At 62.8% G+C, this 24,680-nt stretch carries 26 protein-coding genes and 2 pseudogenes; 8 read left to right on the top strand and 20 right to left on the bottom strand.

Going from position 1 to position 24,680, the window contains the following annotated elements; translation table 11 throughout:
- Positions 1-2,754, bottom strand: coding sequence for a DUF2339 domain-containing protein (locus tag FJV77_RS15750; protein ID WP_142867708.1), 2,754 nt, complete (start codon positions 2,752-2,754; stop codon positions 1-3).
- A gap of 246 nt (positions 2,755-3,000) precedes the next feature.
- Here FJV77_RS15750 and FJV77_RS15745 point away from each other — a divergent pair, with 246 nt between their 5' ends.
- On the top strand, positions 3,001-3,465 hold the full coding sequence (locus tag FJV77_RS15745) for an NUDIX domain-containing protein (RefSeq protein ID WP_142867707.1): 465 nt from the start codon (positions 3,001-3,003) through the stop codon (positions 3,463-3,465).
- A 16-nt stretch (positions 3,466-3,481) separates the two neighbouring features.
- Here the strand turns inward: FJV77_RS15745 and FJV77_RS15740 are convergent, their stop codons facing one another.
- From FJV77_RS15740 to FJV77_RS15700, 9 genes and pseudogenes are all read right to left on the bottom strand, one after another.
- On the bottom strand, positions 3,482-4,000 hold the full coding sequence (locus tag FJV77_RS15740; RefSeq protein WP_025583659.1) for a PaaI family thioesterase: 519 nt from the start codon (positions 3,998-4,000) through the stop codon (positions 3,482-3,484).
- A gap of 7 nt (positions 4,001-4,007) precedes the next feature.
- Positions 4,008-4,784 (bottom strand): DNA repair protein RecO, encoded by a 777-nt coding sequence (gene recO, locus FJV77_RS15735; RefSeq protein ID WP_142867706.1) that lies wholly within the window; start codon positions 4,782-4,784, stop codon positions 4,008-4,010.
- Between the two features lie 99 nt (positions 4,785-4,883).
- A pseudogene (locus FJV77_RS15730) lies at positions 4,884-5,066 on the bottom strand (aminoglycoside phosphotransferase); the annotation flags it as partial.
- A 45-nt stretch (positions 5,067-5,111) separates the two neighbouring features.
- Complete coding sequence (era, locus tag FJV77_RS15725) at positions 5,112-6,044, bottom strand: GTPase Era (protein WP_142867705.1); 933 nt, start codon at positions 6,042-6,044, stop codon at positions 5,112-5,114.
- The gene (gene rnc / locus FJV77_RS15720) at positions 6,031-6,756 is read right to left on the bottom strand and encodes a ribonuclease III (protein WP_142867704.1); all 726 of its coding nucleotides are present in this window, start codon (positions 6,754-6,756) and stop codon (positions 6,031-6,033) included. The genes era and rnc overlap by 14 nt, the downstream gene beginning before the upstream one ends.
- The gene (gene lepB, locus FJV77_RS15715; protein WP_142867703.1) at positions 6,756-7,505 is read right to left on the bottom strand and encodes a signal peptidase I; all 750 of its coding nucleotides are present in this window, start codon (positions 7,503-7,505) and stop codon (positions 6,756-6,758) included. The genes rnc and lepB overlap by 1 nt, the downstream gene beginning before the upstream one ends.
- 95 nt (positions 7,506-7,600) lie before the next feature.
- Positions 7,601-8,014 carry a holo-ACP synthase gene (gene acpS / locus FJV77_RS15710; RefSeq protein ID WP_142867702.1) on the bottom strand — a complete coding sequence of 138 codons (414 nt, stop codon included), beginning with the start codon at positions 8,012-8,014 and terminating at the stop codon, positions 7,601-7,603.
- Positions 8,011-8,595, bottom strand: coding sequence for a DUF2062 domain-containing protein (locus FJV77_RS15705; RefSeq protein ID WP_142867701.1), 585 nt, complete (start codon positions 8,593-8,595; stop codon positions 8,011-8,013). The genes acpS and FJV77_RS15705 overlap by 4 nt, the downstream gene beginning before the upstream one ends.
- A gap of 262 nt (positions 8,596-8,857) precedes the next feature.
- A complete protein-coding gene (locus FJV77_RS15700; RefSeq protein WP_142867700.1) occupies positions 8,858-9,238 on the bottom strand; it encodes a VOC family protein in 381 nt (126 codons plus the stop codon).
- 122 nt (positions 9,239-9,360) lie between these two features.
- Here FJV77_RS15700 and FJV77_RS15695 point away from each other — a divergent pair, with 122 nt between their 5' ends.
- Together FJV77_RS15695 and FJV77_RS15690 are read left to right on the top strand one after the other, a co-directional pair.
- A complete protein-coding gene (locus FJV77_RS15695; protein ID WP_142867699.1) occupies positions 9,361-9,549 on the top strand; it encodes a type II toxin-antitoxin system HicA family toxin in 189 nt (62 codons plus the stop codon).
- 5 nt (positions 9,550-9,554) lie between these two features.
- The gene (locus tag FJV77_RS15690; RefSeq protein WP_142867698.1) at positions 9,555-9,956 is read left to right on the top strand and encodes a type II toxin-antitoxin system HicB family antitoxin; all 402 of its coding nucleotides are present in this window, start codon (positions 9,555-9,557) and stop codon (positions 9,954-9,956) included.
- 47 nt (positions 9,957-10,003) lie between these two features.
- On the opposite strand, the gene pyrE is transcribed toward FJV77_RS15690, so the two are convergent.
- The 3 genes from pyrE to rpoZ all read right to left on the bottom strand — a co-directional run bounded on the left by pyrE (position 10,004) and on the right by rpoZ (position 13,367).
- Positions 10,004-10,582 carry an orotate phosphoribosyltransferase gene (gene pyrE, locus FJV77_RS15685; RefSeq protein ID WP_142867697.1) on the bottom strand — a complete coding sequence of 193 codons (579 nt, stop codon included), beginning with the start codon at positions 10,580-10,582 and terminating at the stop codon, positions 10,004-10,006.
- 24 nt (positions 10,583-10,606) lie between these two features.
- Positions 10,607-12,838 carry a bifunctional (p)ppGpp synthetase/guanosine-3',5'-bis(diphosphate) 3'-pyrophosphohydrolase gene (locus FJV77_RS15680; RefSeq protein ID WP_142867696.1) on the bottom strand — a complete coding sequence of 744 codons (2,232 nt, stop codon included), beginning with the start codon at positions 12,836-12,838 and terminating at the stop codon, positions 10,607-10,609.
- A gap of 127 nt (positions 12,839-12,965) precedes the next feature.
- Complete coding sequence (rpoZ, locus tag FJV77_RS15675; protein WP_027045279.1) at positions 12,966-13,367, bottom strand: DNA-directed RNA polymerase subunit omega; 402 nt, start codon at positions 13,365-13,367, stop codon at positions 12,966-12,968.
- Positions 13,368-13,697: 330 nt separating this feature from the next.
- Here rpoZ and FJV77_RS15670 point away from each other — a divergent pair, with 330 nt between their 5' ends.
- On the top strand, positions 13,698-14,279 hold the full coding sequence (locus FJV77_RS15670; RefSeq protein WP_112560724.1) for an NYN domain-containing protein: 582 nt from the start codon (positions 13,698-13,700) through the stop codon (positions 14,277-14,279).
- A 12-nt stretch (positions 14,280-14,291) separates the two neighbouring features.
- A complete protein-coding gene (locus FJV77_RS15665) occupies positions 14,292-14,942 on the top strand; it encodes a uracil-DNA glycosylase (protein ID WP_142867695.1) in 651 nt (216 codons plus the stop codon).
- Between the two features lie 10 nt (positions 14,943-14,952).
- Here FJV77_RS15665 and FJV77_RS15660 read toward each other — a convergent pair.
- Positions 14,953-15,165 (bottom strand): annotated as a pseudogene (locus FJV77_RS15660) (zinc-binding dehydrogenase); the annotation flags it as partial.
- A gap of 59 nt (positions 15,166-15,224) precedes the next feature.
- Positions 15,225-15,698 carry an Lrp/AsnC ligand binding domain-containing protein gene (locus FJV77_RS15655; RefSeq protein ID WP_142867694.1) on the bottom strand — a complete coding sequence of 158 codons (474 nt, stop codon included), beginning with the start codon at positions 15,696-15,698 and terminating at the stop codon, positions 15,225-15,227.
- Positions 15,699-15,851: 153 nt separating this feature from the next.
- Here FJV77_RS15655 and FJV77_RS15650 point away from each other — a divergent pair, with 153 nt between their 5' ends.
- On the top strand, positions 15,852-16,751 hold the full coding sequence (locus FJV77_RS15650; protein WP_142867693.1) for a DMT family transporter: 900 nt from the start codon (positions 15,852-15,854) through the stop codon (positions 16,749-16,751).
- 1 nt (position 16,752) lies between these two features.
- Here FJV77_RS15650 and FJV77_RS15645 read toward each other — a convergent pair whose 3' ends face one another.
- The 3 genes from FJV77_RS15645 to dapA form a co-directional block, all read right to left on the bottom strand.
- Positions 16,753-17,481, bottom strand: a complete 729-nt coding sequence (locus FJV77_RS15645) for a GH25 family lysozyme (RefSeq protein ID WP_142867692.1) — start codon at positions 17,479-17,481, stop codon at positions 16,753-16,755.
- Between the two features lie 89 nt (positions 17,482-17,570).
- A complete protein-coding gene (gene smpB / locus FJV77_RS15640) occupies positions 17,571-18,050 on the bottom strand; it encodes an SsrA-binding protein SmpB (RefSeq protein WP_025583626.1) in 480 nt (159 codons plus the stop codon).
- Positions 18,051-18,075: 25 nt separating this feature from the next.
- The gene (gene dapA, locus FJV77_RS15635) at positions 18,076-18,957 is read right to left on the bottom strand and encodes a 4-hydroxy-tetrahydrodipicolinate synthase (RefSeq protein WP_142867691.1); all 882 of its coding nucleotides are present in this window, start codon (positions 18,955-18,957) and stop codon (positions 18,076-18,078) included.
- A gap of 246 nt (positions 18,958-19,203) precedes the next feature.
- Between dapA and FJV77_RS15630 the strand changes: the two genes are divergently transcribed.
- Positions 19,204-21,237: a lytic transglycosylase domain-containing protein gene (locus FJV77_RS15630; RefSeq protein WP_142867690.1), complete on the top strand. Its 2,034-nt coding sequence runs from the start codon at positions 19,204-19,206 to the stop codon at positions 21,235-21,237.
- 103 nt (positions 21,238-21,340) lie between these two features.
- On the top strand, positions 21,341-22,240 hold the full coding sequence (locus tag FJV77_RS15625) for an alpha/beta hydrolase (protein ID WP_142867689.1): 900 nt from the start codon (positions 21,341-21,343) through the stop codon (positions 22,238-22,240).
- 60 nt (positions 22,241-22,300) lie between these two features.
- On the opposite strand, the gene FJV77_RS15620 is transcribed toward FJV77_RS15625, so the two are convergent.
- Both FJV77_RS15620 and FJV77_RS15615 read right to left on the bottom strand, forming a co-directional pair.
- Positions 22,301-23,323, bottom strand: a complete 1,023-nt coding sequence (locus FJV77_RS15620) for a site-specific integrase (protein WP_246691285.1) — start codon at positions 23,321-23,323, stop codon at positions 22,301-22,303.
- Positions 23,324-23,612: 289 nt separating this feature from the next.
- On the bottom strand, positions 23,613-24,680 hold a 1,068-nt coding region (locus tag FJV77_RS15615; protein ID WP_142867688.1), incomplete at its 5' end, for a porin.

Genomic DNA, 24,680 nt, shown 5'->3' with positions numbered 1-24,680 from the left:
TCAAGAAGCAGCGCTGTTCTCCCTCGCCGCCCTTGTCAGCAGCCGTTGATAGAACAGGCCGATGCCGATCAGCACGGCACCGAGGCCGATGAAGGACAGCGCCCGCAGTACGCCTTCCAGCTCCGACATGTCGAAGAGGAAGACTTTCACCACGGCTATCGCGATCAGCGCCGCCGAGGCAATGCGCAGCACCTGCGATTTCAGCCAGACGCCGGCTGTCAGCAGCACGACGCCGATGACCAGCCAGAGCGCCGAATAGGTGTAGGTCTCGAGCTGGCCGAGACCGCTCCACAGGCCGATGAACTCGCCCTTGAACACACGCCTGACCGACAGCGTGGCATAGGCGAAGCCGAGCAACGCCGCCACCACAGCCAGCATCTGCGCATACCATGGCGGCCGCTTGTCCCTGGCATAGAGCGCCAGCCCGCCGGCGGCGATGGCCGGCAGCAAGTAGGCCAGGAACAACAGGTTGAACACCGGGATCTGGCCGGTCGACTCGTCTGTGAACAGCGGGTTCAGCACCAGGAAATGCTGGAAGACGATGAAGGCGACCGAGATCACGCCGGCGGCCATCGAGCCGTAGCGAAGCACCGAGCTTGGCGAGCGCATGTCGACGGCGACCAGCATGGCCCCGGCGCCGATGGCTATCAGCGTATCGATCGCCTGTTCGGCGAGCGTGACCGGGCCGGTGTCGATGACGCCGCCATGCATGGCGTGGCGCACCAGCATCGCGACGGTGAGCAGCGCGAAAAGGGCTGCACCCGCCTCCATGGCAAGCCGCGGCCGTCCATTGGTGGTGCGGGCGAGTTGCCAGGCGGCAAAGCCGAAGGCCAGCGCCGGCACGCCGTAGCCCGGCAGTAGCCAGTTGAACACTGGCGTCGTCGTCAGCAATCCGGCGCCGACGATGGTCGGATCGAAGGCAACGCGGCCAAGCACGGCGACGACCGCGCCGACCGAAATCCAGCCGAGCACCGGATAGGAGCGCCAGCGCGTCGCCAGCGCCGGCACGATGGCGGCAACGCCGGCGAGAATGGTCGTCCAGCCGGAACCGAAGGCCATATGCAGCGTCAGAAGGCCGGCCAGAGCCGAGCCGCACAGCGCGAAGGAGACGGCGACATCGCCCTTGAGCGGCGGCTCTTCGGCACGTGCGATCCACTCGCCGCCGGCGGCGAAGACGACAACCAGAAGGGCAGCGACCGCTGCGTAGACAAGATCGCGGTCGAGATTGCCGTAGGCGAGCCACAGCGTCAGCAGGATGACCAGGGGCGCGGCCACGCCCCATGCCGCCCAGCATGCCGCGCGAACCTGCGCGGTGGCGGCGAAGCGGCGTGCGGCCCAGAAACCGGCGCCGATGAAGAGCAGGCCGAGGCCAATGCCGATGTGCAGCGTCCAGGGGTTTCCGGCGGCCACCGGCATGCCGTCAAAGCCTATGTTTCCCTGGGATATGTCCGAGCCGATGCTGGCGGGCGGAATAATGCCGAGATAGATCATCACGCTCACCACACCGGCGGCATGCAGCAGGGGCAAAGCGCGCGGCCGGTAGAGTGCGGTGGCGACAAGCGCAACGAGGACGGTTGCGCCCGGCAAGGCGCCGCCGGCGGCGACAAGTGTCATGTCGACTGACAGGCCAAGTGCTGAAAACGCAACGAAGACGCCAGGCACGATCGAGGGCCAGTCGAAACCGTTCTTTGCCGTTTCCGCTTCGCTGCCGCGGCTACCCAGCCAGACAAAGGCAAGCACCGCCAGCGTCACCGCGTCGATGAACAGGATGACGGCAAGGTCGGTGCCGGGCGCAGCCATCATGTAGGTGATGGTCCAGGCGCCGGTGCCGAAGAAGGCCGCCGCGATCAGGAATTTCCAGTCGCGCATGCGGGCGATCACCGCGGTGGCGGCAAGCACGATGGCGAGATAGACGAACAGCGCCCATGGGTTGGGCGCCTGCGAGGACACAAGCGCCGGCGTCGCCATGGAGCCGACAAGGCCGATGCCGGCCAAGGCCTGGCCGTGGACGAGGGCCGCGACAATCGTTGCCACGCCGATGGCGCCGAGCACGGTGAAGGCGAAGGCCGGGCCGACGAAGCCGTAAACGGCATGGGCGGCATAGACCGTGCCGAACAGGATGAAGGCACCGGCGGCCGTCAGGATCGCCGGGATATAGGCGCCAGCCACTCCTTCCACCGGAACCTTGAAGCCCGTGCGGCGGATGAACTCGCCGCCGCCGACGAGCACAAGACCGAGCAAGGCTGCGAGGGCCAGCCGCACTTCCGGGCCGAAAATGCCGGCCTCGATGGTGTAGCGGATGAGGAACAGGCCGCCCAAGGCCAGCGCGATGCCGCCGACCCAGACCGCCCATCGTGTGCCGAGCGCGGTTTCGACCTCGGACTGCCGGGCCGCTTTCCCGGTGGCAGGCGGCGCGGATCCGGTCAACGCCGCCTTGGCCGCTGCTGACAGTTCCGGGATGGGCTCGCTGGTGGCCGCTTCAGGCGCCGCGGCCGGTGCTTGTGCCACTTCGGTTACTGTTGGCGAAGCTATGTCGGCAATCGCTGCGGTGGCCTGAGCGGCATCCGCCGGCACGCTGTCATTTGCGGCTGCCTCAACCGCCTTGGCAGCGGGCGCGGCAACATTCACGCCCGACAGGACCAGGCTGCGCAGCGCGCCGAGTTCGCGCTCGACCAGGCCGATGCGGCCCTGCTGGCGCAAGACGAGGACGAACAGTACGATGACGACGACAGCGCCAATCAGGCTTTCAAACATGGCGGTTCCCCCAAACCAGGCCAGTTTTCACTGACAATTGCGGCGGCCACACGGCCACCCCAGACGGCTATTCAAGTCACGCCACCACAATGGTGACCGGAGAGAAATCATCGAGCATGTTTCGCCGGCAAATTCCAGCGGTCTACAGTCGTTATCCTCACCCATCATCTCGTTTGGTCAGGAATGGCGCCACCGCTACTTGCCAGGGAGCCATGTTATCCGCAGATGAGCTACGAGGACAATCGAATGCCTAGAAGAAGCGCGGGACTGCTGATCCACCGGACAAGGGCCGGCATCCTCGAGTTTCTGCTCATCCATCCCGGCGGCCCGTTCTGGGCAAGGAAGGACGAGGGTGCGTGGTCGATCCCCAAGGGTCTCGTCGAAGAAAACGAGGATGAGTTGGCAGCAGCCCGTCGCGAGGCCGGAGAGGAACTCGGCGTCGCCATCGAAGGCGATTTCGAGCCTGTCGGCAGCTATCGGCAACCCGGCGGCAAGATCGTCATCGCCTGGAGCGTCGAAGCCGACCTCGACGCCGATGCCGTCAAAAGCGACATGTTCAACATGGAATGGCCGCCAAGGTCGGGCGCGATCAAGGAATTTCCCGAAGTCGACAGAGCCGGCTGGTTTTCATTGCCCGAAGCCAGCCTCAAGATCCTCCGCGGTCAGCGCGCCATCCTCGATGATTTCATGGAACGGCGCAAAGCCGGCTGAGCCAAAGCCGCCTTCCTCAGCGCGCCGCCAGATTGGCGGCTGGAAAGATCGAGCATGTCTCGGTGCCGAAGGCGAGCAATTTGCCCTGCGCATCTTTCAGCGTTGCTTCCGATACCGCCAGCGTGCGGCCCTTGTGGACGATCTTGCCCTCGCAGACGACTTCGCCGGTCTTCGGCGTGATCGGTCGCGTAAAGTTCACCTTGAACTCCGCCGTCGTGTAGGCCTCGCCCTTCTCAAGCAACGTCTGTACTGCGCAGGCGAGCGCCGAATCCAGCAGCGTTGCCGCCCAGCCGCCATGCACGCCGCCCAACGGGTTGAGATGGCGCTCGCTCGGCACGCCGCGAAACACGGCGCGGCCCTCCGACACCTCGGTCAGGGTAAAATTCAGCTGGAAGGAAATCGGCGGCGCCGGATATTTGCCGTCGATGATGCGCTGCAAAAGGTCAATGCCGCTATATTCGAGCAGGTCGCCAAGCGGAATGGTGCCGAGGCCAAGCGGTGAGACCCGGCCGGGATAAAGTTCGACTTCGCTCATATGATTCTCACGTCGTGATTTCTGGGAGGGCGCCTGCTGTTGCGGCGGCCTTGCCGCCCGAATGATGCTTGCGCAAGGCGGCGAGAAAACCGGCGCGCGCGTCTGGCTGTTCCATGCCGCGCGGCTCGTAGACATGGCGGGTGAAAAAGAAACCGGTCAGCCGGAACGCATCCTCGAGTGCCGCCTGATCGGCGCGCAGGCCGGAGCCGCGCTGCAGGAAGGCCGGCAGCGCCAGCATTTTGTCGCGCCATGGCGCGCCGGCCTGGCGCGACACGGCGCGGCCGGATTTCGGCGAGACATAGGCCAGATCCTGCCGGGCGCCGGTCGCCGCGCACTGGCTGAGATCGAGGCCGAAGCCGAGTTCGTCGAGGATGAGCAGTTCGAAGCGCGCCACCAGTTCACCGGCGGCGTCGGCATCGTCGAGATGGGCAATCATCACCGCCAGCGTCTCGTAGAGGCCGCCGTGGGCGTCGCGCTCCGGCAACAGCCTCAGATGCGCGGCCATGGTCTGCAGGCCGTAGACGGCCACCGCGCTGTCCATCAGCCGGGCGGCATTCATCTCGATCGCCTCGGCCTGGAAGGTGCCGAGATGCTCGTCGAGGCGGGCTCGCCACAACAGGTCGACACGGTTGCCGGGCTGCAGCACCGGCTGCTGCTTGCGCGAGCGGCCGCCGCGCACCAGGCCGAGATGGCGGCCATGGGCGCGCGTCATCACCTCGAGGATGGCGCTGGTTTCGCCATGCTTGCGGGTGCCGAGAATGATTCCCTCGTCGCGCCATTCCATGCCGGGAGCTTGTCACCGGATGCGTGGCGAAATCAAGGATTGGGCGGAGACGCGCGATCTGTACTCACATTGGACGGCCGACGCGTAGTCAAAATACCACTGTAGCGCATACGGTGCGGCACTCGGCAGCCGCACGGTCATCTCATCGCCGAGATGGAAGGTACGATTGTCCCAGCCGCCTGATGCCACCGGACTCACCGGCAGATGCCGCCATTGCGGGAACTGCGTAATCATCAACCGACGCACGAGATCGGTATCGATGGTCAGTTTTGGGTCACTCATATCGTTATCTCAAACTGCCGGCGCGGCAGTTCTAGACGACGAAGCTCAATGGGGAAACTCAAGCCCCATCTCGCGGTAGCGTTCGGGGTCGTCGCCCCAGTTCTCGCGCACCTTGACGAACAGGAACAGGTGCACCTTCTGTTCCAAAATGCCGGCGATCTCCATCCGCGCGGCCTGCCCGATGGCGCGGATCGTTTCGCCCTTGTGGCCGAGCACGATCTTCTTCTGGCTTTCGCGCTCGACATAGATGGTCTGGTCGATGCGCACCGAGCCGTCCGGCTTCTCTTCCCATTTCTCGGTCTCGATATGGGAGGAATAGGGCAACTCCTGGTGGAGGCGCAGATACAGTTTTTCGCGCGTGATCTCGGCTGCCAGCTGGCGCATCGGCAGGTCGGAAATCTGGTCTTCCGGATAGTACCAGGGGCCAGCCGGGAGCGCTTGCGCGAGGTAGTCGAGCAGGTCCTTGCAGCCGGAGCCGGTCAGCGCCGAGACCATGAAGGTGCGCTTGAACGGCACTTTGTCGTTCGCTGCCGCGGACAGTGCCAACAGCGCCTCGTGCTTGACCCGGTCGACCTTGTTGAGGATCAGCACCATCGGCTGGCGGACATCCTTCAGCCGCTCGAGGATGGCGTCGGCGTCGCCCCGGATGCCACGCTCGGCATCGATCAACAGCAGCACGATATCGGCGTCCTTGGCACCACCCCAGGCGGTGGTCACCATCGCGGTGTCGAGCCGCCGCTTCGGCTTGAAGATGCCGGGCGTGTCGACGAAGACGATCTGGGCATTGTCGTGCGTGGCGATGCCGCGCACGATGGCGCGGGTGGTCTGCACCTTGTGGGTGACGATCGACACTTTGGCGCCGACCAGTTGGTTGACTAAAGTCGACTTGCCTGCATTGGGGGCGCCGATCAGGGCGACGAAGCCGGAATGCGTTGCAGGAGCTTCCGCTGCCGAGGGCAAGTCTTCACTGGCGGTCATGCCGCACTCCCTTGGTTGGCCCGATGCCTTCGCGCACAAGAAATGCCGATGCCGCCGCTTCTTCGGCCGCACGGCGAGAGCCGCCCATGCCGCTTGCCGGGGCAAAACCACTGACCTTCACGGACACCGTGAAGACCGGTTGGTGTTCAGGTCCTTCGCGTTTTTCGATCGCGTATTCGGGCCTGACATCGCTGCTCTTGGCGATCCATTCCTGCAGCTCGGATTTCGGATTGGGCGGTTTTGCCACGACCTTCTGCGAGCGCGGCTCCCAGTAGCGCAGGACGAATTGCCTGGCGGCATCGAGGCCGCCATCGATATAGACCGCCGCGATCAGCGCTTCGACCGCATCCGCCAGATAATTTCCGCCCGAACCGCGCGAACGCGCCTTCAAGGCAGCGTCGGCCCGGACCAGATCTTCCAGCTGCATTTCAATGCCGATCTCGGAGCATGTACGCGCATCGACCAGGGCATTGAAGCGAGGGGCGATCTCACCTTCCGGCGCTTCGGGAAATTTTTCGAAAAGCATGTCGGCAACGATCAGGCCGAGCACGCGGTCGCCGAGGAATTCGAGGCGCTGGTTGTTGCTGTTGGCTCTGACCGCACTGGAATGGGTCAGCGCGGTCTCGAGCAAACGGACATCCCGGAACGAATGGCCGGTTCTGGCTTTCACCAAATCGGCCAGAGTTCCACCAGTCGGGCGCTTCAAAGCCATCAATTTACGAAATGGAACATGCGCGACAAGCGCACCAGCGACGGCCATTTCCAGATCTCAAGCGGGCTCGCTTTGCCTGCGATCGAGAAGAAGACGATGTTGGCGCGGCCGACAAGGTTCTCCGCCGGCACGTAGCCGACGCTGAGGCGGCTGTCGGAGGAATTGTCGCGGTTATCGCCCATCATGAAATAGTTGCCCGGCGGCACGACGAACTCGCGGGTGTTGTCGGTGATCGAATTCGGTGTCAGGTCGAGCGTGTCGTAGCTGACGCCGTTGGGCAGCGTCTCGCGATAGACGTCGACCGGTTCAGGCACTTCCGTGATATCAGGATTTTGGATCTGGCCGGTCTTCACACGCGGAACACCCTGGCCATTGATGAACAGCTGGCCGTCCTTCATCTGGATATGGTCGCCGGGGAGGCCGACGACGCGCTTGATGTAATCGAGCGACGGATCCGGCGGGAACTTGAACACCACCACATCCCCACGCTTCGGATCGGAACCCCAGATGCGGCCGGAAAAGATGTCGGGCCCGAACGGCAGCGAATAGCGCGAAAAGCCATAGGACCATTTGGTGACGAATAGGTAGTCGCCTTCGAGCAAGGTCGGCCGCATCGACCCCGAAGGGATCGAGAAGGGCTGGAACAGCAGCGTGCGGATGACCATGGCCAGCAGCAAAGCCTGGATGATGACGCTGACGATTTCGCCAAGCCCGCCGGATTTCTTCTCGGATTTTTCAACCACGCTCATGTCGTCCTCGATTGTGCTTGGATGGTATAGAGTCTCGGCGCGCGCTGGGCAACGTCATGCCAGCGCTAGATATAATCGCCGGTCGTCAGATGCAATCAATGTGGCGCTTGTTCGGCGGGCAGCGCCTCGATGATCACAAAGGCTTGAGCAAGCGGGAAATCATCGGTGATTGTGAGGTGGATCGCCGCTTTGTGTCCTTGCGGCAGGATTCTGGCCAGTCGCGCAGCCGCCCCGCCGGCCAGCGCCATGGTCGGCTTGCCGCTGGGCAGGTTGACGACGCCCATATCGCGCCAGAACACACCTTGCGCCAGGCCCGTGCCGAGCGCCTTGGCGCAGGCTTCCTTGGCAGCGAAGCGCTTGGCATAGGAGGCGGCACGCCCGGCACGGCCCTCGGAGCGGGCCTGCTCGACTTCGGTGTAGATGCGCTGGATGAAACGCTGGCCATGCCGTTCCAGCGACTTTTCGATGCGTCTGATGTCGATCAGGTCGCTGCCGATGCCGATGATCATTCCGCCGGAACTTCCCGCCCGCCGTGCCCGGCCTTGTGCGCCCGTTCGGCCATGCGCTTCCGGCGCTGCTCGCGAAAGGCGGTCATGCCCCAGCGGGTGATTCCGTAGAAAATCAGGCCGAAGACCAGCCCGAGCGGCACAGCGCCGATCAACATCGGCTCCAGGATCGGGTGCCACAGCTTGGCGAACGACAGCGTATGCATCATTTCGCCGAGATGCGCGGGTGGCCCGTTCTTGGGCAGGCGCTCATGCAGGATCAGCTTGCCTACTTCCCAGGACGCCCCCCATAGCAGCGGGAAGGTGAGTGGATTGCCGAAGAATACCGCGCCGAGGGCGGCGGCCACCAGATTGCCGGCGATTACCCAGCAGAGCACGGCGGCGACGGCGAAATGGAAGCCGAGCGGGAAGAAAGAGGCGAAAACGCCGGCCGCGACGCCGGCCGCCACTGCGTGCGGCGTCGCCTTCAGCCTGAGGATGCGCTTGGAGAAATACTGCAACGAGCGGGAAAACGAGCGGCGCGGCCATAGATAGGTACGCACCCGCTCCAACAGGCCATCAGGCTTGCGGCGTCGAAAAAGCACTCTGTTTCAATTCCCGTTCAGCAACGCCCCAACCATCCCAGGCCAGACGCGATAGGTCCATCTTGCGCTTCGAGGGCGCAGAAAGGCAACAACGACTTTAATATAGCGACTGCCTTGCCGCGGAACAACGAAACCCCGCCGCGCTGGTCTGCCGCAGTCCTGTAAAAGAGCGCTATTGGGGCGAAACTGAGGACGACCTCAGGTGAGAGGTTAGATGACGACGACAAGGCCCGCCCGCGAAGACGACGCCGAGGCGGATAGACTATTCCCGATAGTCGCTGACTTCGACCAGATTGCCGTCCGGGTCGCGGAAATAGACCGACATCATTGGGCCGCGAGCGCCGGTACGTTCGACCGGACCGACTTCTATTGCGACGCCATTGGCCTCCAGGCTGCCACAAATCTCGGCAAGCGGCCTGGCGGCGACCAGACAGAAATCGCCGGACCCGGCCGTCGGCGTCCTGGCTTTCGGCTCAAATGTGCGGCCAACTTCATGCAGGTTGACCTTCTGCGATCCGAACAGCAGCGCCGTCGGCCGGTTCGGCTCGTCGAGACGTTTCAGGCCAAGCACGCGCTGATAGAACGCGCAGGTGGCCTCCACCGAGCGGACCGTCAGCACGAAATGATCGATACCGGCGATCATAGTGTTTTTCCCTTATGCATGTCGTTGCTCCAAAACCGCCGCACACTTTCGAACGACCTTCATCTTCTACCAGACCGGTTTTCATTGACATCGGTACGGCATTGGTGTGTATTTATACACACATGAAGAGTGCCGACGTGATTGTAAAGTTGGTTGCTGATGGTTGGTTTGAAGTTGCTCGAAAAGGCAGTCATGCTCAATTCAAGCACCACGACAAACCGGGACGGGTCACCGTACCACACCCCAAACGAGACATACCCATCGGCACCCTGCGCAGCATCGAAAAACAATCCGGACTGAAACTGAGGTGAGAACCATGCAGCAGTATATCGGACTTATCCATAAGGATGCTGAAAGCGACTTTGGCGTCTCTTTTCCTGATTTTCCCGGCCTGGTTACGGCGGGTGAAGACTTGGACGACGCCCGAGGCATGGCCGAAGAAGCCCTTGCCTTCCATATCGAAGGACTCGTTGAGGACGGAGAGGCTATTCCGGAGCCCTCGTCTCTGGCTGAGATTATGGCATCAGCGATCAATCGCGATGGCGTAGCTATTCTGATTGGGGTGAAAACCGATGCTAAAAAGGTGGTGCGAGTAAACGTCACCCTACCGGCTGATGTTCTTCAACGGATCGATGCGTTTGCTGAGGCTCACGGCTATACGCGATCTGGTTTTCTCGCCAAGGCGGCGGAGAAGGCAATGCAGCAAGAGGCGGCCTGACTTTCATTGCGGAAGGTCCAGCGCACTGTTGGGCGAGATGCATTCCCTCAGATGTTGCGGCTGCCGGGTTTGATCGCCGGGATGGCGGCCAGTTCCGGCGGCAGGCGGTCGGCGGGATAGGCGGGCACTTCGTATTCGGCGAGCGCGATCAGCGGCACGCCGACATTGGTCTTGCCGGCCGAGCGATCGATGATGCAGGCGGCGGCCACCACTTCGGCGCCAAGCGCGCGCAGGCAGTCGATGGTCTCGCGGATCGAGAGGCCCGTGGTGACGATGTCCTCGACAATGACGACGCGCGATCCCGGCGCGATCTCGAAGCGGCGCAGCCTGAACTCGCCGCCTTCGCGCTCGACCCAGATTGCGGGCACGCCGAGATGGCGCGAGGTCTCATAGGCCGGGATCAGGCCACCGATCGCCGGGCCGACGACATAGTCGATCTTGCCCGGCACCGCCTTGCGGATCTTTTCGGCCAGTGCCTTGCACAGGCGCTCGGTCTTGTCGGCATGCATGAAGACCCGCGCCTTCTGCAGGAAGACCGGACTGCGCAGGCCGGACGTCAGAATGAAATGTCCCTCCAGAACAGCGCCCGCCTCGCGGAATATGCCCAGCACTTCGTCCGTATTCATCCTGCCCTGCCCCGAAATCAGTGGTTAGCCGTTGACGCGCCGCGCATCGCTGACGCTCGAATTGTCCTTGAGCTGCGACAGCAGCCGGTTGAGGTGCTTCAGATCCCAGACTTCGAGATCGATCAGCATTTCGGTGAAGTCGGGCGCGGTGCGCACCATCGACAGCGTATGGATGTTGGCGTCGTTCGAGGCAACCACCTGGGCGATGTCGGCCAACGACCCTGGCGCATTGATGGCGGTGACCGAGACGCGCGCCGGAAAGCGTTCCTTGGTCTGCTCGTCAATGTCCCAGCGCACGTCGATCCAGCGTTCCGGCTGGTCGTCGAAGGCCTGCAGCGCCGGCGACTGGATGGGATAGATGGTGATGCCGGTGCCGGGCTGGACGATGCCGACGATGCGGTCGCCGGGCACAGCCCCTTCCGGCGCGAAGCGCACCGGCAGGTCGCCTCGCACGCCGCGGATCGGCACAGCGCCATCGCGTGGCTGGTCCTTGTCCTTGCGCGCGGCTCGCGTACCGGGCATCTGGAACAGCATGCCGGCAGCGTTGCGGATCTTCGACCAGCCCTCCTCCCGCTGCTTGGGAGCGCTGACGGTGACGCGCTCGTCCTTGTAGTCCGGGAAGACCGCCTTCATGACGTCGGTGGAGGCCAGTTCGCCTCGCCCGACCGAGGCCAGCACATCCTCGATGTCCTTGCGTGCCAGCCGGTGCAGCACCGGCTTCAGGTTTTCCTTGGTGAAGGTCTTGCCGGCGCGCTCGAAAGCGCGCTCGAGAATGCGGGCGCCGAGACCCGAGTATTGCTTGCGGATGGCATTCTTGGTGGCGCGGCGGATGGCCGAGCGCGCCTTGCCGGTGACGACCACCGACTCCCACGCCGCCGGCGGCACCTGCGCCTTGGAGCGGATGATCTCGACCTCGTCGCCGTTCTTGAGCTCGGTCATCAGAGGCATGATGCGGCCATTGACCTTGGCGCCGACGCAGGTGTCGCCGACATCGGTGTGAACGGCATAGGCGAAGTCTATGGGGGTAGCGCCGCGCGGCAGCGCGATCAGCATGCCTTTCGGCGTGAAGCAGAACACCTGGTCCTGGAACAGCTCGAGCTTGGTGTTCTCGAGGAAATCTTCCGGGTTGTCGCCTTCAGCCAGCTGCTCGATGGTCCGCCGCAGCCAGGCATAGGCGTTGGTCTCTTTCGAGATCGTATGGGCGGCACCGTTGGTCTTGCCGCCAGTGTCCTTGTAGATCGAATGGGCAGCGACGCCATATTCGGCGATCTTGTTCATCTCGCGGGTGCGGATCTGCAATTCGACACGCTGGCGCGAGGGGCCAACGATGGTGGTGTGGATCGAACGGTAGTCGTTCTGCTTGGGCGTCGAGATGTAATCCTTGAAGCGGCCGGGCACCATCGACCATGTCGTGTGGATGGCGCCGAGCGCGCGGTAGCAATCTTCGACGCTGTCGACGACGACGCGGAAACCGAAGATGTCGGAGAGCTGCTCGAAGGACAGCGCCTTGGCCTCCATCTTGCGGAATACCGACCACGGCTTCTTCTGCCGGCTCTTCACGCCGGCGTTGATCGCATGCTTTTCGAACAGCGCCGACAGCGCCTTCTCAATGTCGGTCAGCACCCCTTTGTTGCGCTCGAAGATCTCGGCAAGCCTTGCGGTGACGGCGCGATAGGCTTCCGGATTGATGAAACGGAAGGCGATCTCTTCCAGTTCCTCGCGCATGCCTTGCATGCCCATGCGCCCGGCCAGCGGCGCGTAGATATCCATCGTCTCCTCGGCGATGCGCAGGCGCTTGGCTTCCGGCATGTGGTCGAGGGTGCGCATATTGTGCAAACGGTCGGCGAGCTTGACCAGGAGGACGCGCACGTCCTCCGAGATGGCCAGCAACAGCTTGCGCAGGTTCTCCGCCTGCTCGGCCTTCTTGGAGACCAGATCGAGCTTCTTCAGCTTGGTCAGGCCCTCGACCAGTTTGCCCATTTCGGGGCCAAACAGATCGTCGATCTCGGCCCGCGTCGCGGTCGTGTCCTCGATCGTGTCGTGCAGCAGAGCGACAGCGATCGTCGCCTCGTCCATGTGCATTTCAGTGAGGATGGCTGCGACTTCGAGCGGATGCGAGAAATAGGGATCGCCGGAAGCGCGCTTCTGGTGGCCATGCTTCTGCATGGCGTAGACATAGGCCTTGTTGAGCAACGCCTCGTTGACGTCAGGCTTGTAGCGCGCGACGCGCTCGACAAGCTCATACTGACGCATCATGGGCGGGTTCTCGCGGTGCTGAAATGATTGATGCGCCGCACTAGCGTACGGCGCATCTCATAGATAGCCACGAAACTGACGGGACGGAAGTGCCGGAACCATATTCCCGGCAGGTCCAGAGCGCCGCTTAGTAGTCGTCGCTCTTTTCCGGCGGTACCAGGCCTTCGATGCCGGCCAGCAAGTCTTCCTCGGTCATGCGATCGAAGGTGACGTTTTCTTCGGCGTCGTCAGCATCGGTTGCCGCGACTGCGCCGCCGGTCTGGTCGGCGATCGCCTCGCCGTCGGCTTCGGGCTCGTCGACCTCGACATGCTTCTGCAGCGAGTGGATCAGATCTTCCTTGAGGTCGTCGGGCGACAGCGTCTCATCGGCGATCTCGCGCAGCGCCACGACCGGATTCTTGTCGTTGTCGCGCGGCACGGTGATCGGCGCGCCCTGGCTGATCTGGCGGGCGCGATGGCCGGCGAGCAGCACGAGCTCGAAGCGGTTGTCGACCTTGTCGATGCAGTCTTCAACGGTTACGCGGGCCATTGATTGCCCCTTTCATGCCTGGATTTGATGGAAAACAGGCGCGGTCCATAACCCGAACGCCGCCAAAATACAAGCATTATGGCACTGTGACCTCATGGGCCGACCAATACCGGTTTCGGGCGCCGATGAATGCCTTGCCGGCGAAGCCTGCCCACCGGCGACGATACGGCCCCGATCACAATTGCTTGCAGTCGGCCAGGCACCCTTGGATTGCCGTAAAACTGGCGCTATCTCGGTTGACGAAAGGTCAGCCGGTTTATTTACGAGCCGACCGATATATCAGACCCATTTCGATTAGTCCGCCACCTATTTCGAAAAAGGAATATTGCCATGTTCGACCCCCGTGAAAAAATCGCTCTTTTCATCGACGGCGCCAATCTTTACGCCACCTCTCGGGCGCTCGGCTTCGACATAGACTACCGCAAACTGCTGTCGAGCTTTCAAAAGCGCGGCTATCTGCTGCGCGCCTACTACTACACCGCATTGGTCGAGGATCAGGAATACTCTTCGATACGGCCGCTGATCGACTGGCTCGACTATAATGGCTTCAAGGTGGTGACCAAGCCGGCCAAGGAATTCACCGACTCGACCGGCCGCCGCAAGATCAAGGGCAACATGGACATCGAGCTGACCGTCGATGCGCTCGAACTTGCCGATGTCGTCGACCACTATGTCATCTTCTCCGGAGACGGCGATTTCCGCACACTGGTCGAGGCGCTGCAGCGGCGCGGCCGCAAGGTCTCGATCGTCTCCACCATGGCCTCGCAGCCGCCGATGATTTCGGACGATCTGCGCCGCCAGGCCGACCACTTCATCGACCTGACATCGCTGAAGAACGAGGTCGGCCGCGATCCCTCCGAGCGGCCGGTGCGCCGGCCCGAGCCGGCTGAGGTCGACGAGGAAGATTATTGAGAAGCGGTCGCCTTGAACGCCGCTTCCGAACCCGACCGCGACTGCCCGCTCTGCCCGCGCCTGCATGATTTCATCGCAGACTGGCGGCAGCGCGAACCATCCTGGTTCAATGCGCCGGTGCCGACCTTCCTGCCGCCTGAGGGCGACGGCGCCGTCGAGCTGCTGATCGTCGGACTGGCGCCTGGCCTGCGCGGCGCCAACCGGACGGGGCGGCCGTTCACCGGCGACTATGCCGGCGACCTGCTCTACTCGACGCTGATTGCGCACGGCTTTGCGCGCGGCGAGTTCAAGGCGCGGCCCGATGACGGGCTGCAGCTGATCGGCACCGCGATCACCAATGCGGTGCGCTGCGTGCCGCCGGAGAACAAGCCGGTCGGCGCCGAGATCGCCACCTGCCGCAGTTTCTTGGTGCCGACGATTGCGCGCTTCACCAGGCTGCGCGCCGTGCTGGCGCTCGGTTCGATCGCGCATCAGTCGACGGTCAGGGCGCTGGGCGGCCGCGTGGCCGCCTATCCGTTCAAGCATGGTGGCCGCCTCAAGGCCGGCACAGTTACACTGTTTTCCAGCTACCATTGCTCACGATACAACACCAACACCGGTGTCCTGACCGAAGCCATGTTCGTCAAGGTTTTCAGCGAGATCGCGGAATTCCTGCGGAACTAAACGCTGCCTCTCAAAATCCCTCGAGCACGATCTTGCTCTTGGCCTTGCCGGTCTCGATCAGCGCATGGGCGCGCTTCAGGTTGGCGGCGAACGTCTCGGCCAAAGTGGTACGGATGGTGCCGGCGTCGACAAGCCGTGCCAGTTCGTTGAGGTGCTCGCCCTGCGCGGCCATATCAGGCGTTTCATAGAGCGAGCGGGTGAACATCAGCTCCCAGTGGGGCGATGCGAATGTGACGCTGGCGCCGGAGGTCTCTCGAGCCGCCTGACTTCAGGCGCTCCGTCTCACACAGGCAGCAGCGCGTCCGGCTTCACGTCCGATATCGACGCATAGGTGTGGGTTTCCCGCACACCCGGCAGCGGCAGGATCACGCGTTTAAGGAAATCCTGGTAGGCGGCCATCTCGGAAATGCGCGCCTTCACCAGATAGTCGAAGCCGCCGACGACCATATGGCACTCCAGCACTTCCGGGGCTTTCGCCACCGCCTCGGCGAAACGGTCGAACACATGCGGCGCCGCCTGGTCGAGCCTGACTTCGATGAAGACAAGCGTGCCGCGGCCGATCTTTTGCGGATTGAGCACGGCCCGGACGGCAGTGATGAACCCGTCACGAAACAGGCGCTTCACCCGCTGGCTGGCGCCGGTCGGCGACAGGCCGACTCGGGCGGCAAGATCGAGCGTGGTGCGGCGACCGTCCTCCTGCAGCAACCGCAGCAGGCTGCGGTCGATGGCATCAAGCTGATCGGATTCATGATTCACGTTCGCAATGCCCCTGTTGTGTGACTTTCACTTCCCAATTGCGAAAACAGCATATTTTGTCGCACCATTTTCAACAATAGGCTCAGCTTTAAACGAGAGCCGCCAGAGGAAGAAACCTCCGCCGGCAGGATCCAACGGGATGAGAGCATGCGCGTGGCTGAGGACCGAAACACAAAGCCGGCAATTCTTGCCGGCCTGGTCATGATCGGCATCTACGCCGTGCAGTTCGTCGCCGCCCGCTTCAGCCTGCGCGAGCATCTGGCCGCGACCGATCTCACGACCTTGCGCTTTATCGGCGCCGGCATGGTCATGCTGCCCGTCGTCTGGCGCAGCGGCCTGGCGGCTATCAAGACGTTAGGCTGGCGGCGCGCGCTGACACTCGCGGCGCTGGCCGGACTGCCCTACCCGATCATCATCAATTGGGGCCTGACCTATGCGCCCGCCGCGCATGGGGCGGCACTTTGCCCTGCCTCGATCGTGTTCTTCTCGTTCGTGCTGTCGCACATGGCTACGACTGATAAAGCCTCGCGCCAGCGAACCATCGGCGTCGCCGCCATCATCGCCGGCCTGATCCTGTTCATTGCGCCGGTGCGCCCCGACAGCGGCATGAAGGACGTCTTTTTCGGCGATCTTCTGTTTATCGCATCGGGCGCCATGTTTGCCGCCTATGCCGTTCTCGTGCGGCGCTGGCGCGTCGAGCCGGTCACGGCGACCGCAACGGTCGTGCTCCTGTCATGCGTGCCGGTGCCATTGCTTTATTTCTTTGCCCCGAGCGGGCTGCGCGCCGCATCAGTGGCCGAGATCGCCAGCCAGATCGTCATTCAAGGGTTTTTGGCAGGCGCGGCCGCCATGTTCCTCTACACCTATGTCGTCCGACAGCTGGGGTCGCAAACGGCATCGCTGTTCATGCCATGCGTGCCGATCGCAACGGTCCTGATCGCCATGACGGTGCTCGGTGAAACGCCGACCGGCACCCAGTTCGCCGCCATCGTGATCATGGCTGCGGGAATGGCCTTTTCGGCTGTTGCCAGACCTGCGGCCAAGACTGCCTGATTCAGGGCGATGGCGATGGTTGTGCAGATGGCGCAAACAACTCGGCCAGCGTTTGCTGCCCGCCCTGAAGCACATTGAGGTCGACATCGCCCTCGATGCCGTCGACGCGGCCCATATTGTGGTACTGCCAGTAGATCCAGCCGTCCTCGCTCGGTTTGATCGCCAGCGAGCGCAGCCAGCGCGGCCGCACAGCTATCTGTTCGGCATAGGCGTCCTCAGCCTCGTCGGTCAGGTAGATGATCGCCGGCTTGCCGAACGCGGCTTCAACCGGCCCGAGGAAGGCCTGGAGTTCCGCGCCCAGTTGTTGCGGCGACGGGCGCTGCGGACAATTGCCGCCGAATTCGATGTCGACCACCGGCGGCAGCAACGGCTGGTCGTGCGGCACCACCGCGATGAAGTTCTTCGCCTGGTCGGCGCCTGGCCGGCAGAAGGTGAAAAAGTGGTAGGCGCCGACGGCAAGGCCGGCCTCGCGCGCCTCGCGCAAATTCTTGGCGAAGGCATCGTCGACATGGTCGCCGCCCTCGGTCGCCTTGATGATGGCGAAAGCGACGTCATCGGCCGCAACGCGCCGCCAGTCGATCTCGCGCTGATGATGGGAAACGTCGATGCCCCTGACCGGATAGCTGTCCCGATCCGGCGAGAAAGTCTGGAAATACAAGAAGCCGCCTGCCGCGACGAGGCCGGCAATGACCAGACTGGCCGCACCCCAAAGGATGATCCCGTTTCTCAAGACCATCCCCTGTTCATCGTCGTGGCTGATTGGTCGAAACCCTTGAAAGCCAAACCGTTGGCTTTTCTAAGGCTATTCTCCGAGGCTCCTCACCCACGTTCTTTAAGCAGCCGGCCCTTCTCGCGCGACCAGTCGCGCTGTTTTTCGGTCTCGCGCTTGTCGTGCAGTTTCTTGCCGCGGCCGACGGCGAGGAGCAGCTTGGCGCGGCCCTGATCGTTGAAATAAATCTTCAGCGGCACCAGCGTCATGCCTTCGCGCTCAATGCTCTGCGACAGTTTTGCCATCTCGCGCTTGTTGAGCAGCAGCTTGCGGCGCCGGCGCGGCTCATGGTTGAAGCGGTTGGCTTGCAGATATTCCGGCAGATAGGAATTGATCAGCCAGATCTCGCCGCCCTCGACCGAGGCATAACTGTCCTGGATGTTGGCCTGGCCCTGGCGCAAAGACTTGACCTCGGTGCCGGTCAGCACCAGGCCGGCCTCTACCGTGTCGAGCACCTCATAGGAAAACCGCGCCTTGCGGTTTTCCGCAACGGTCTTGTTGTTGGGATCGGCTTTTCTGACTTGATTCATGATGTGGAGAGGTGGCGCCTCATCCTCAATTTATCAAGCCGGCGTGCTTCATCGCCGCATCGATCTTCTCGGCGGTCGATGCCTCGATCGTCACCAGCGGCGAGCGAACCACGTTCTCGACCTTGCCAATCTTCGACAGCGCGTATTTGACGCCGCACAGGCCTGGCTCGAGGAAGATCGCCTTGTGCAGCGGCAGCAGACGGTCCTGCAACTCCAGTGCCTTGGCGCTGTCGCCCGACAGCGTGGCCTCCTGGAACTCGGCGCATAGCCGCGGCGCGACATTCGACGTCACCGAGATGCAGCCGACGCCGCCATGGGCGTTGAAGCCGAGGGCAGAGGCATCCTCGCCCGAAAGCTGAATGAACTCCTTGCCGCAGGTGGCGCGCTGTTCGGACACACGCTCGACCTTGCCGGTGGCATCCTTGACGCCGACGATGTTCTTGAAGTCGTGCGCCAGCCGGCCCATCGTGTCGGGCATCATGTCGATGACCGAGCGCGGAGGGATGTTGTAGATGATGATCGGCAGGCTGGTCGCCCTGGCGACAGCGGCGAAATGCTCGTAGAGCCCGCGCTGCGTCGGCCTGTTGTAATAGGGCGTGACGACCAGAGCTGCGTCGGCGCCCGCCTGCTCGGCATATTGCACCAGACCGACCGCTTCCGCGGTGTTGTTGGAGCCGGCGCCGGCGACGACAGGCACCCTGCCCTTGGCGACCTCGATGCAGACTTTGACGACATGGCGATGCTCGTCGTGCGACAGCGTCGGCGACTCGCCTGTGGTGCCGACCGGGACGAGGCCCGTGGTGCCCTCTGCGAGTTGCCACTCGACGAAAGCGCGAAAGGCTTTCTCGTCGAAACGCCCGCTCTTTTCGAACGGTGTCACGAGCGCAGTAAGCGAGCCTCTCAGCATGTCGTCCAACTCCTTGGGACTTTTCAGTTTCTTGGTGTGTTTCAGCGTCGGCGCCTTCTAGCCGAAAGCGAAGCCGCGCACCATAGTCTCGACACTGTTGCGCGGCAAGCATGCCGATGGTGCCAGCGAGTGCAATTCGAACGGCCTCGATAACGCTTTGTTTACGGGCTCTTCACGACCTAAGTCTAGGCTATCACGCACCTGGGCTTGCCATTTAAAGTGCCGCAACAGGAAAAGATCAGGATCATGCCGGCCAGTCGGCCCCTCCGCTTCGTATTGCTTGGCGCCGTTGCCCTGCTGATAGTGGCGACGGCGGCAAACGAGAGCGTCGATGAGCAGACGACCTCGTCGATCCCGATGCCTGGCCTGCAGGACGGCGCGCAGACTGAAGCGCCCTCCGCCAGTATCGTTGTGTTGAAAGGCGGTCTCGACGCGTTGGCGACCGGCGATCTTGCCGCTGCGCGCACCGTACGCGAGACATTGCCGGCCAAGTCGCTCGACCGCCACATCCTTGCCTGGGCGATCGCGCTCTATGGCGGCGACCGTGTGCCGAGCAGCGAGATTGCCGATACCGCAAAGATGTTGCCGACCTGGCCGGGCACCATCGCCCTGCGCAAGAACAGCGAACGCGCGCTCTACCGTGAAGGCCCGTCGCCGCAGACCGTGGTGAAAGCCTTCGATGGCAGCCAGCCGCTGACCTTCGAAGGCGTGGTGATCCTGGCCCGCTCTTATGTGGCGCTTGGGAACATCAAAGCGGCGCTCTCGGTGCTGACGCCGTTCTGGCGCACCGAAAAACTGGAAGCGAAGGATGAGGCGTCCGTCATCAAGGAGTTTGGCGCCATCATCCCAGCTGCCGACCATCGTTTCCGCATGGAACGGATGTTTTATGCCGACCGGGAGAATTCGGCGCTGCGGGTCGCAGCGCTTGCCGGCGCGCAACCGCTGGCCGATGCCTGGGCCGCCGCCTCGCGTGGCGACAAGAACGCGGCCAAGCTGTTGAAAGCAGTGCCTGCGGCGCAGCAATCGGCCGGCTATTTCTTCGCGCAAGCCGAATATCTGCGCAAGCAACGGAAGTTTGCGGACGCAGCCGCGGTGGTGATGAAAGCGCCAACCGATCGCGACGCGCTGGTCGATCCCGATGCCTGGTGGGTCGAGCGCCGCGTGCTGTCGCGCGCACTGGTCGACCAGGGCGACTGGAAGACCGCCTACAAGATCGTTGCCGCGAATGCCGCCGAAAGCCCCGCCAGTGCCGCCGAGGCTGAATTCCACGCCGGCTGGTATGCGCTGCGCGGCCTCAACGATCCCGCGACGGCCTCGACCCATTTTGCACGCATTACCGACCTCGCGCAGGGGCCGATGTCTCTGTCGCGCGCCTATTACTGGCTTGGCCGCGCAGCGGAAGTCGGCGGCCCCGGCGATGCGAAGACCTATTTCACCAAGGCGGCAGCCTATGGCACCACGTTCTACGGGCAGTTGGCGGCGGAACGGGTTGGTCTGCGCACGCTGAACATCATCTATCCCGAGCCAAGCACCGCAGACCGCCAAAGCTTTGACGGACGCGAAGCGGTCAGCGCCATCAAGCGCCTGCAGGAGGCGGGCTATGACCGCTATGCCGAGACGCTCTACCGCGACCTCGCTGGACAGTTGACCAGCCCCGGCGAACTGGCGCTGCTGGCTGTGCTGGCGGAAAAGCAGGGCAACCATTTCATGGCGCTGAAGGTCGGCAAGATCGCCGGGGCGCGCGGCATCGATGTCGGCGCGCTGTCGCACCCGCTGGGCGTCATTCCCGACACCGCCGACATTTCCGGCTCGGGCAAGGCGCTGGCGTATGCCATCGCCCGCCAGGAAAGCGAGTTCAATGTCGGCGCCGTCTCCAGCGCCGGCGCGCGCGGCCTGTTGCAGCTGATGCCGGGCACCGCCAAACAATTGGCCAAGAAGGCCGGGCTGACGTTTTCGCAGGATCGGTTGACCAGCGATGCCGGTTACAATGCGACGCTGGGCGCGGCCTTCCTCGGCGAGCAGCTCGACCGCTTCGGCGGCTCCTATGTGCTGACCTTCGCCGGCTACAATGCCGGCCCCAACCGCGCCAGCCAATGGGTGGCCAAATATGGCGACCCGCGCGGCAAGGGCATCGACGCCGTCGTCGACTGGATCGAACGGATTCCCTACACGGAAACAAGAAGCTACGTTCAGCGCGTGATGGAGAATTACGAAGTCTACAAGATGCGCATTTCCGGGAAGTACGACATTGTCGGCGACCTGGTGAACGGGCGGAGCTGAAGGCCCTTCACATTCTCGCCTTGGGGGAAGGGAAGACCTTATTTGACCGCTCCCACTCTCACCTGTAGCAGTCGGAGACGATCCGACCAGGGAGCCCCTTCAGATGTCGAGCAGCGACGGCTTTTCCGACTTTTTCTACACCGCGCCGGACGGGCTCAAGCTTCACGCCCGCGTCTATGGCGAGACAAACTCGGGAACATGGCCGGTCGTCTGCCTGCCTGGGCTGACCCGCAACGCGCGCGACTTTCATGAGCTTGCGCTCTATCTGTCGCGGCGTGCCAACCATCCGCGCAAGGTCATCGCCTTCGACTATCGCGGCCGTGGCCAATCGGCCTATGACCCTGAAATCGGCCACTACAATGTCGGCATCGAGGCCGGCGACATTCTCGCCGGGCTCGCGGCGCTCGACATCGCGGAAGCGGCCTTCATCGGCACGTCGCGTGGCGGGCTGATCATCCATGTGCTCGGCGCGCTGCGGCCAGCCGTGCTGAAAGCCATTGTGCTCAACGACATTGGCCCGGTGGTCGAAGCGAATGGGCTCGCTCATATCCGCACCTATCTCGATCCCTCGCCGAAACCGAAGAGCCGCGCTGAGGCGGTCCATGCCCAATGCGTAGCGCATGGCGCGGATTTTCCCGCCCTCGCGGAGGCGGACTGGGAACGGATGGTGTCGGCTCTCTATCGCGAGACGGACCAGGGGCTGCTGCCGGATTTCGACCCAAGGCTGGTCGAGACGCTGGCGGGTGTCGACTTCAGCAAACCGCTGCCGGATCTATGGCCGCAGTTCGAAGCGCTGGCGGCCATACCTTTGCTTGCCATACGTGGCGCCAACTCGAAACTTTTGTCGGGGGAGACGTTCGAAGAGATGGGCAAGCGCCATCCCGGCCTGGAAGCGATCACGGTCGACGGCCAGGGCCACGCGCCCTTCCTGGAGACAGGCGATCTGCCCGGCGCCATCGCAGCTTTCCTGGACAAGGCGGAAAACACGGCTCGAACAAAGTAAACCCCAAGATCGAATATGATCCTGGGGTCATCTTTTCAGTATATGAGTGACTCGGTAGAACTATTTGGCTTTCGAGCTTTTCCTGGGCGCCTTGGCCGGTTTCGCCGCGGTCGCTTCGCCCTTTTGCGTCGGCGCTGCCGCTGAAACAGTGGTCAGCGGAGATGCGAAGGCCGAGCTTTCGCCTGACAACCCCTCGCCGCGCGGCGTTTCCAGCACGACGACGCAGCCGTCGAGATCGTTGGTGGCCAGGTGCGCATAGCGCATGGTCATCGAGAGCGTCTGATGGCCAAGCCACATCTGCACGCGCCGGATGTCGATGCCACCCTGGACCAGACGCGAGGCGCAGGTGTGGCGCAAGATGTGCGGCACCACCTGGTCGTCGGCGCCGAGACCGACTTCGGCCTTGGCATCGTTCCAGATGGCGCGAAATTGTGCCTGGCTGAGTTTGGTGAACGGACCCTTGGGCCTGCGACCCTCTGAAGGCGGCAGCTTGATCACCTCTTTGACCCGTTCGGTCATCGGAATGGTGCGGCTGCGGCCGGATTTGGTAATCCAAAACGAGACGCGGTGTTCCTGGATGTCGTTCCAGATCAATCCGAGCGCCTCGCCGAGGCGGCAGCCGGTGTCGACGAGAAAGACTGAGAGACGGTAGGCATCCTCGCTGCGGCTCTTGATGGCGGCGAACAACCTTGCCTCTTCGTCCCTTTCGAGGAAACGAATCCGTCCCGCCCGCTCTTTCTGGCGGCGGAACTCAGGCAGGCTGTGGATATCCCCCATCTTGTAAGCCTTGCGCAGCAGTTTGCTGAGGGCAGCCATCTTTCGATTGATGGTTGCGTTGCTGTTGCCGCGCTGGCGCAAGGTGCCGATAAGGTTGTCCAGGGTGCTCTGGTCGAAGGCGCTGAACCGTTCTCCGAGGAGAATCTCGTCTATTTCGCCGATGAAGGAGCTGACATTGTACTTATGCCGCCCATCATCCCAGAGTATGTCTCGGTATGCTGAAAAAAGCTCTCCGACCCTGTGCGACTTTACTTCTCTGATCTTGTTGTAGCTGTATTTTATCTTCGAGGTTTGAGAAGAGAACATTGAGAAATGTTCGGAGGGATCACCCTCTTGTATCGCTTCGATGGTCATCAAATGCCACACCCCCGAGTGGATAGAGTCAGACCTACCCGCTTGGAAGCGTCCTTTCAAGAGATTTAATCACGCAGTTGTGAATTCATCCGCCCATCAGCGGATCCCACGAACTCACCCTTACGGACTGTTCAGCTGCCGATTCCCCCTGTTCCTTCTGCTTGTCTTGTCCAGTCACGAAACAAAAACAGCCCGGGCGTTGAAGCGCCCGGGCTGGTATTCACCTGTATAAAGCCAGCCCTTAGAACGAGCGCTGGAAGCGGAGCATGCCACCGATGGCGTCGTCGCCATCAGTAATACCGGTCCAGTTGTGGTTCAGGCCATCGGCTTCGTCGATCGAACCTGCATTGACGTAGTCGACTTCGGCCGTGACCGTCAGGCCCGGGACAACGTCGTAGGCGATGTTGGCGGCGATGCCGAGATTTTCACCTTCGTCATACGAGACCTGGGCGTTGAACGAGGTCTTCTCGTTGATGGTGTAAGTGCCACCGCCCCAGACTGCCCAGTTGCCGTCCCACTGCTTGTAGAAGCCGCGGCCGCCGGCCGGGAAATTGTAGGTCGGATCCGTATAATTGTCGTCGGTGCCGTAGCCGCCCATGATGAAGAGCGACAGGTTCTGCATCGGGGTGATGTCCAAACGGACCTTGCCGGCGACTTCCTCGTAGTTGCTGTCGTAAGCGATGACGCCGGTGATGGCGCCCCAGCCCTGCGTGTACTTCACGCCGCCGACGACATGCGGAACGTAGCTGTCGATCGTGCCGACGCCGTAGGAACCGGGCGTGCCGGCGCCCGCGCCTTCTTCGAGCGAGATCACGGCCGAGAAGCCGTTGCCCGCGTCGAAGTAGTACTGGATGACGTTGGTGTCGAAATCGCCGTAGGGAACGAGCGTATCCTGGATGACGTTGCCGGCGTAGCCGATGAACGTATTGAAGGCCGATTCGTCCTTACCGACGCGCAGGCCACCGAGCTGGATCCAGGCGAAGTTCAGCGAAGCACCGGTGTTGCCGGCAGCGTTGACGTCACCGTCCGCGCCCGAATCACGGTTGTTGTTCTGGAAGTTGAAGCGGGTCTCAGTGTAGGTCTTCAAGGTGCCGAGTTCGGTTTCCTGGCCGGTCCAGGTCCTCAGCGAGAGGCGGGCCTTCTTGTAGTAGGTGTCGTTGCTGCTGCCGTCCTCAGTGTCGGTGGACGTCGCACCGTCGAACGAGCCGACGTCGCCGACGCCGATGTCGTAACGGACATAGCCGCCGATGCGCAGGCAGGTTTCGGTGCCGGGGATGTAGAAGTAGCCCGAGCCGTAAACGTCGCAAAT

Origin of the sequence: Mesorhizobium sp. WSM4306, assembly GCF_007003975.1 — a bacterium.
Classification (GTDB): domain Bacteria; phylum Pseudomonadota; class Alphaproteobacteria; order Rhizobiales; family Rhizobiaceae; genus Mesorhizobium.
This window is presented reverse-complemented; position numbering and strand designations above follow the sequence as displayed.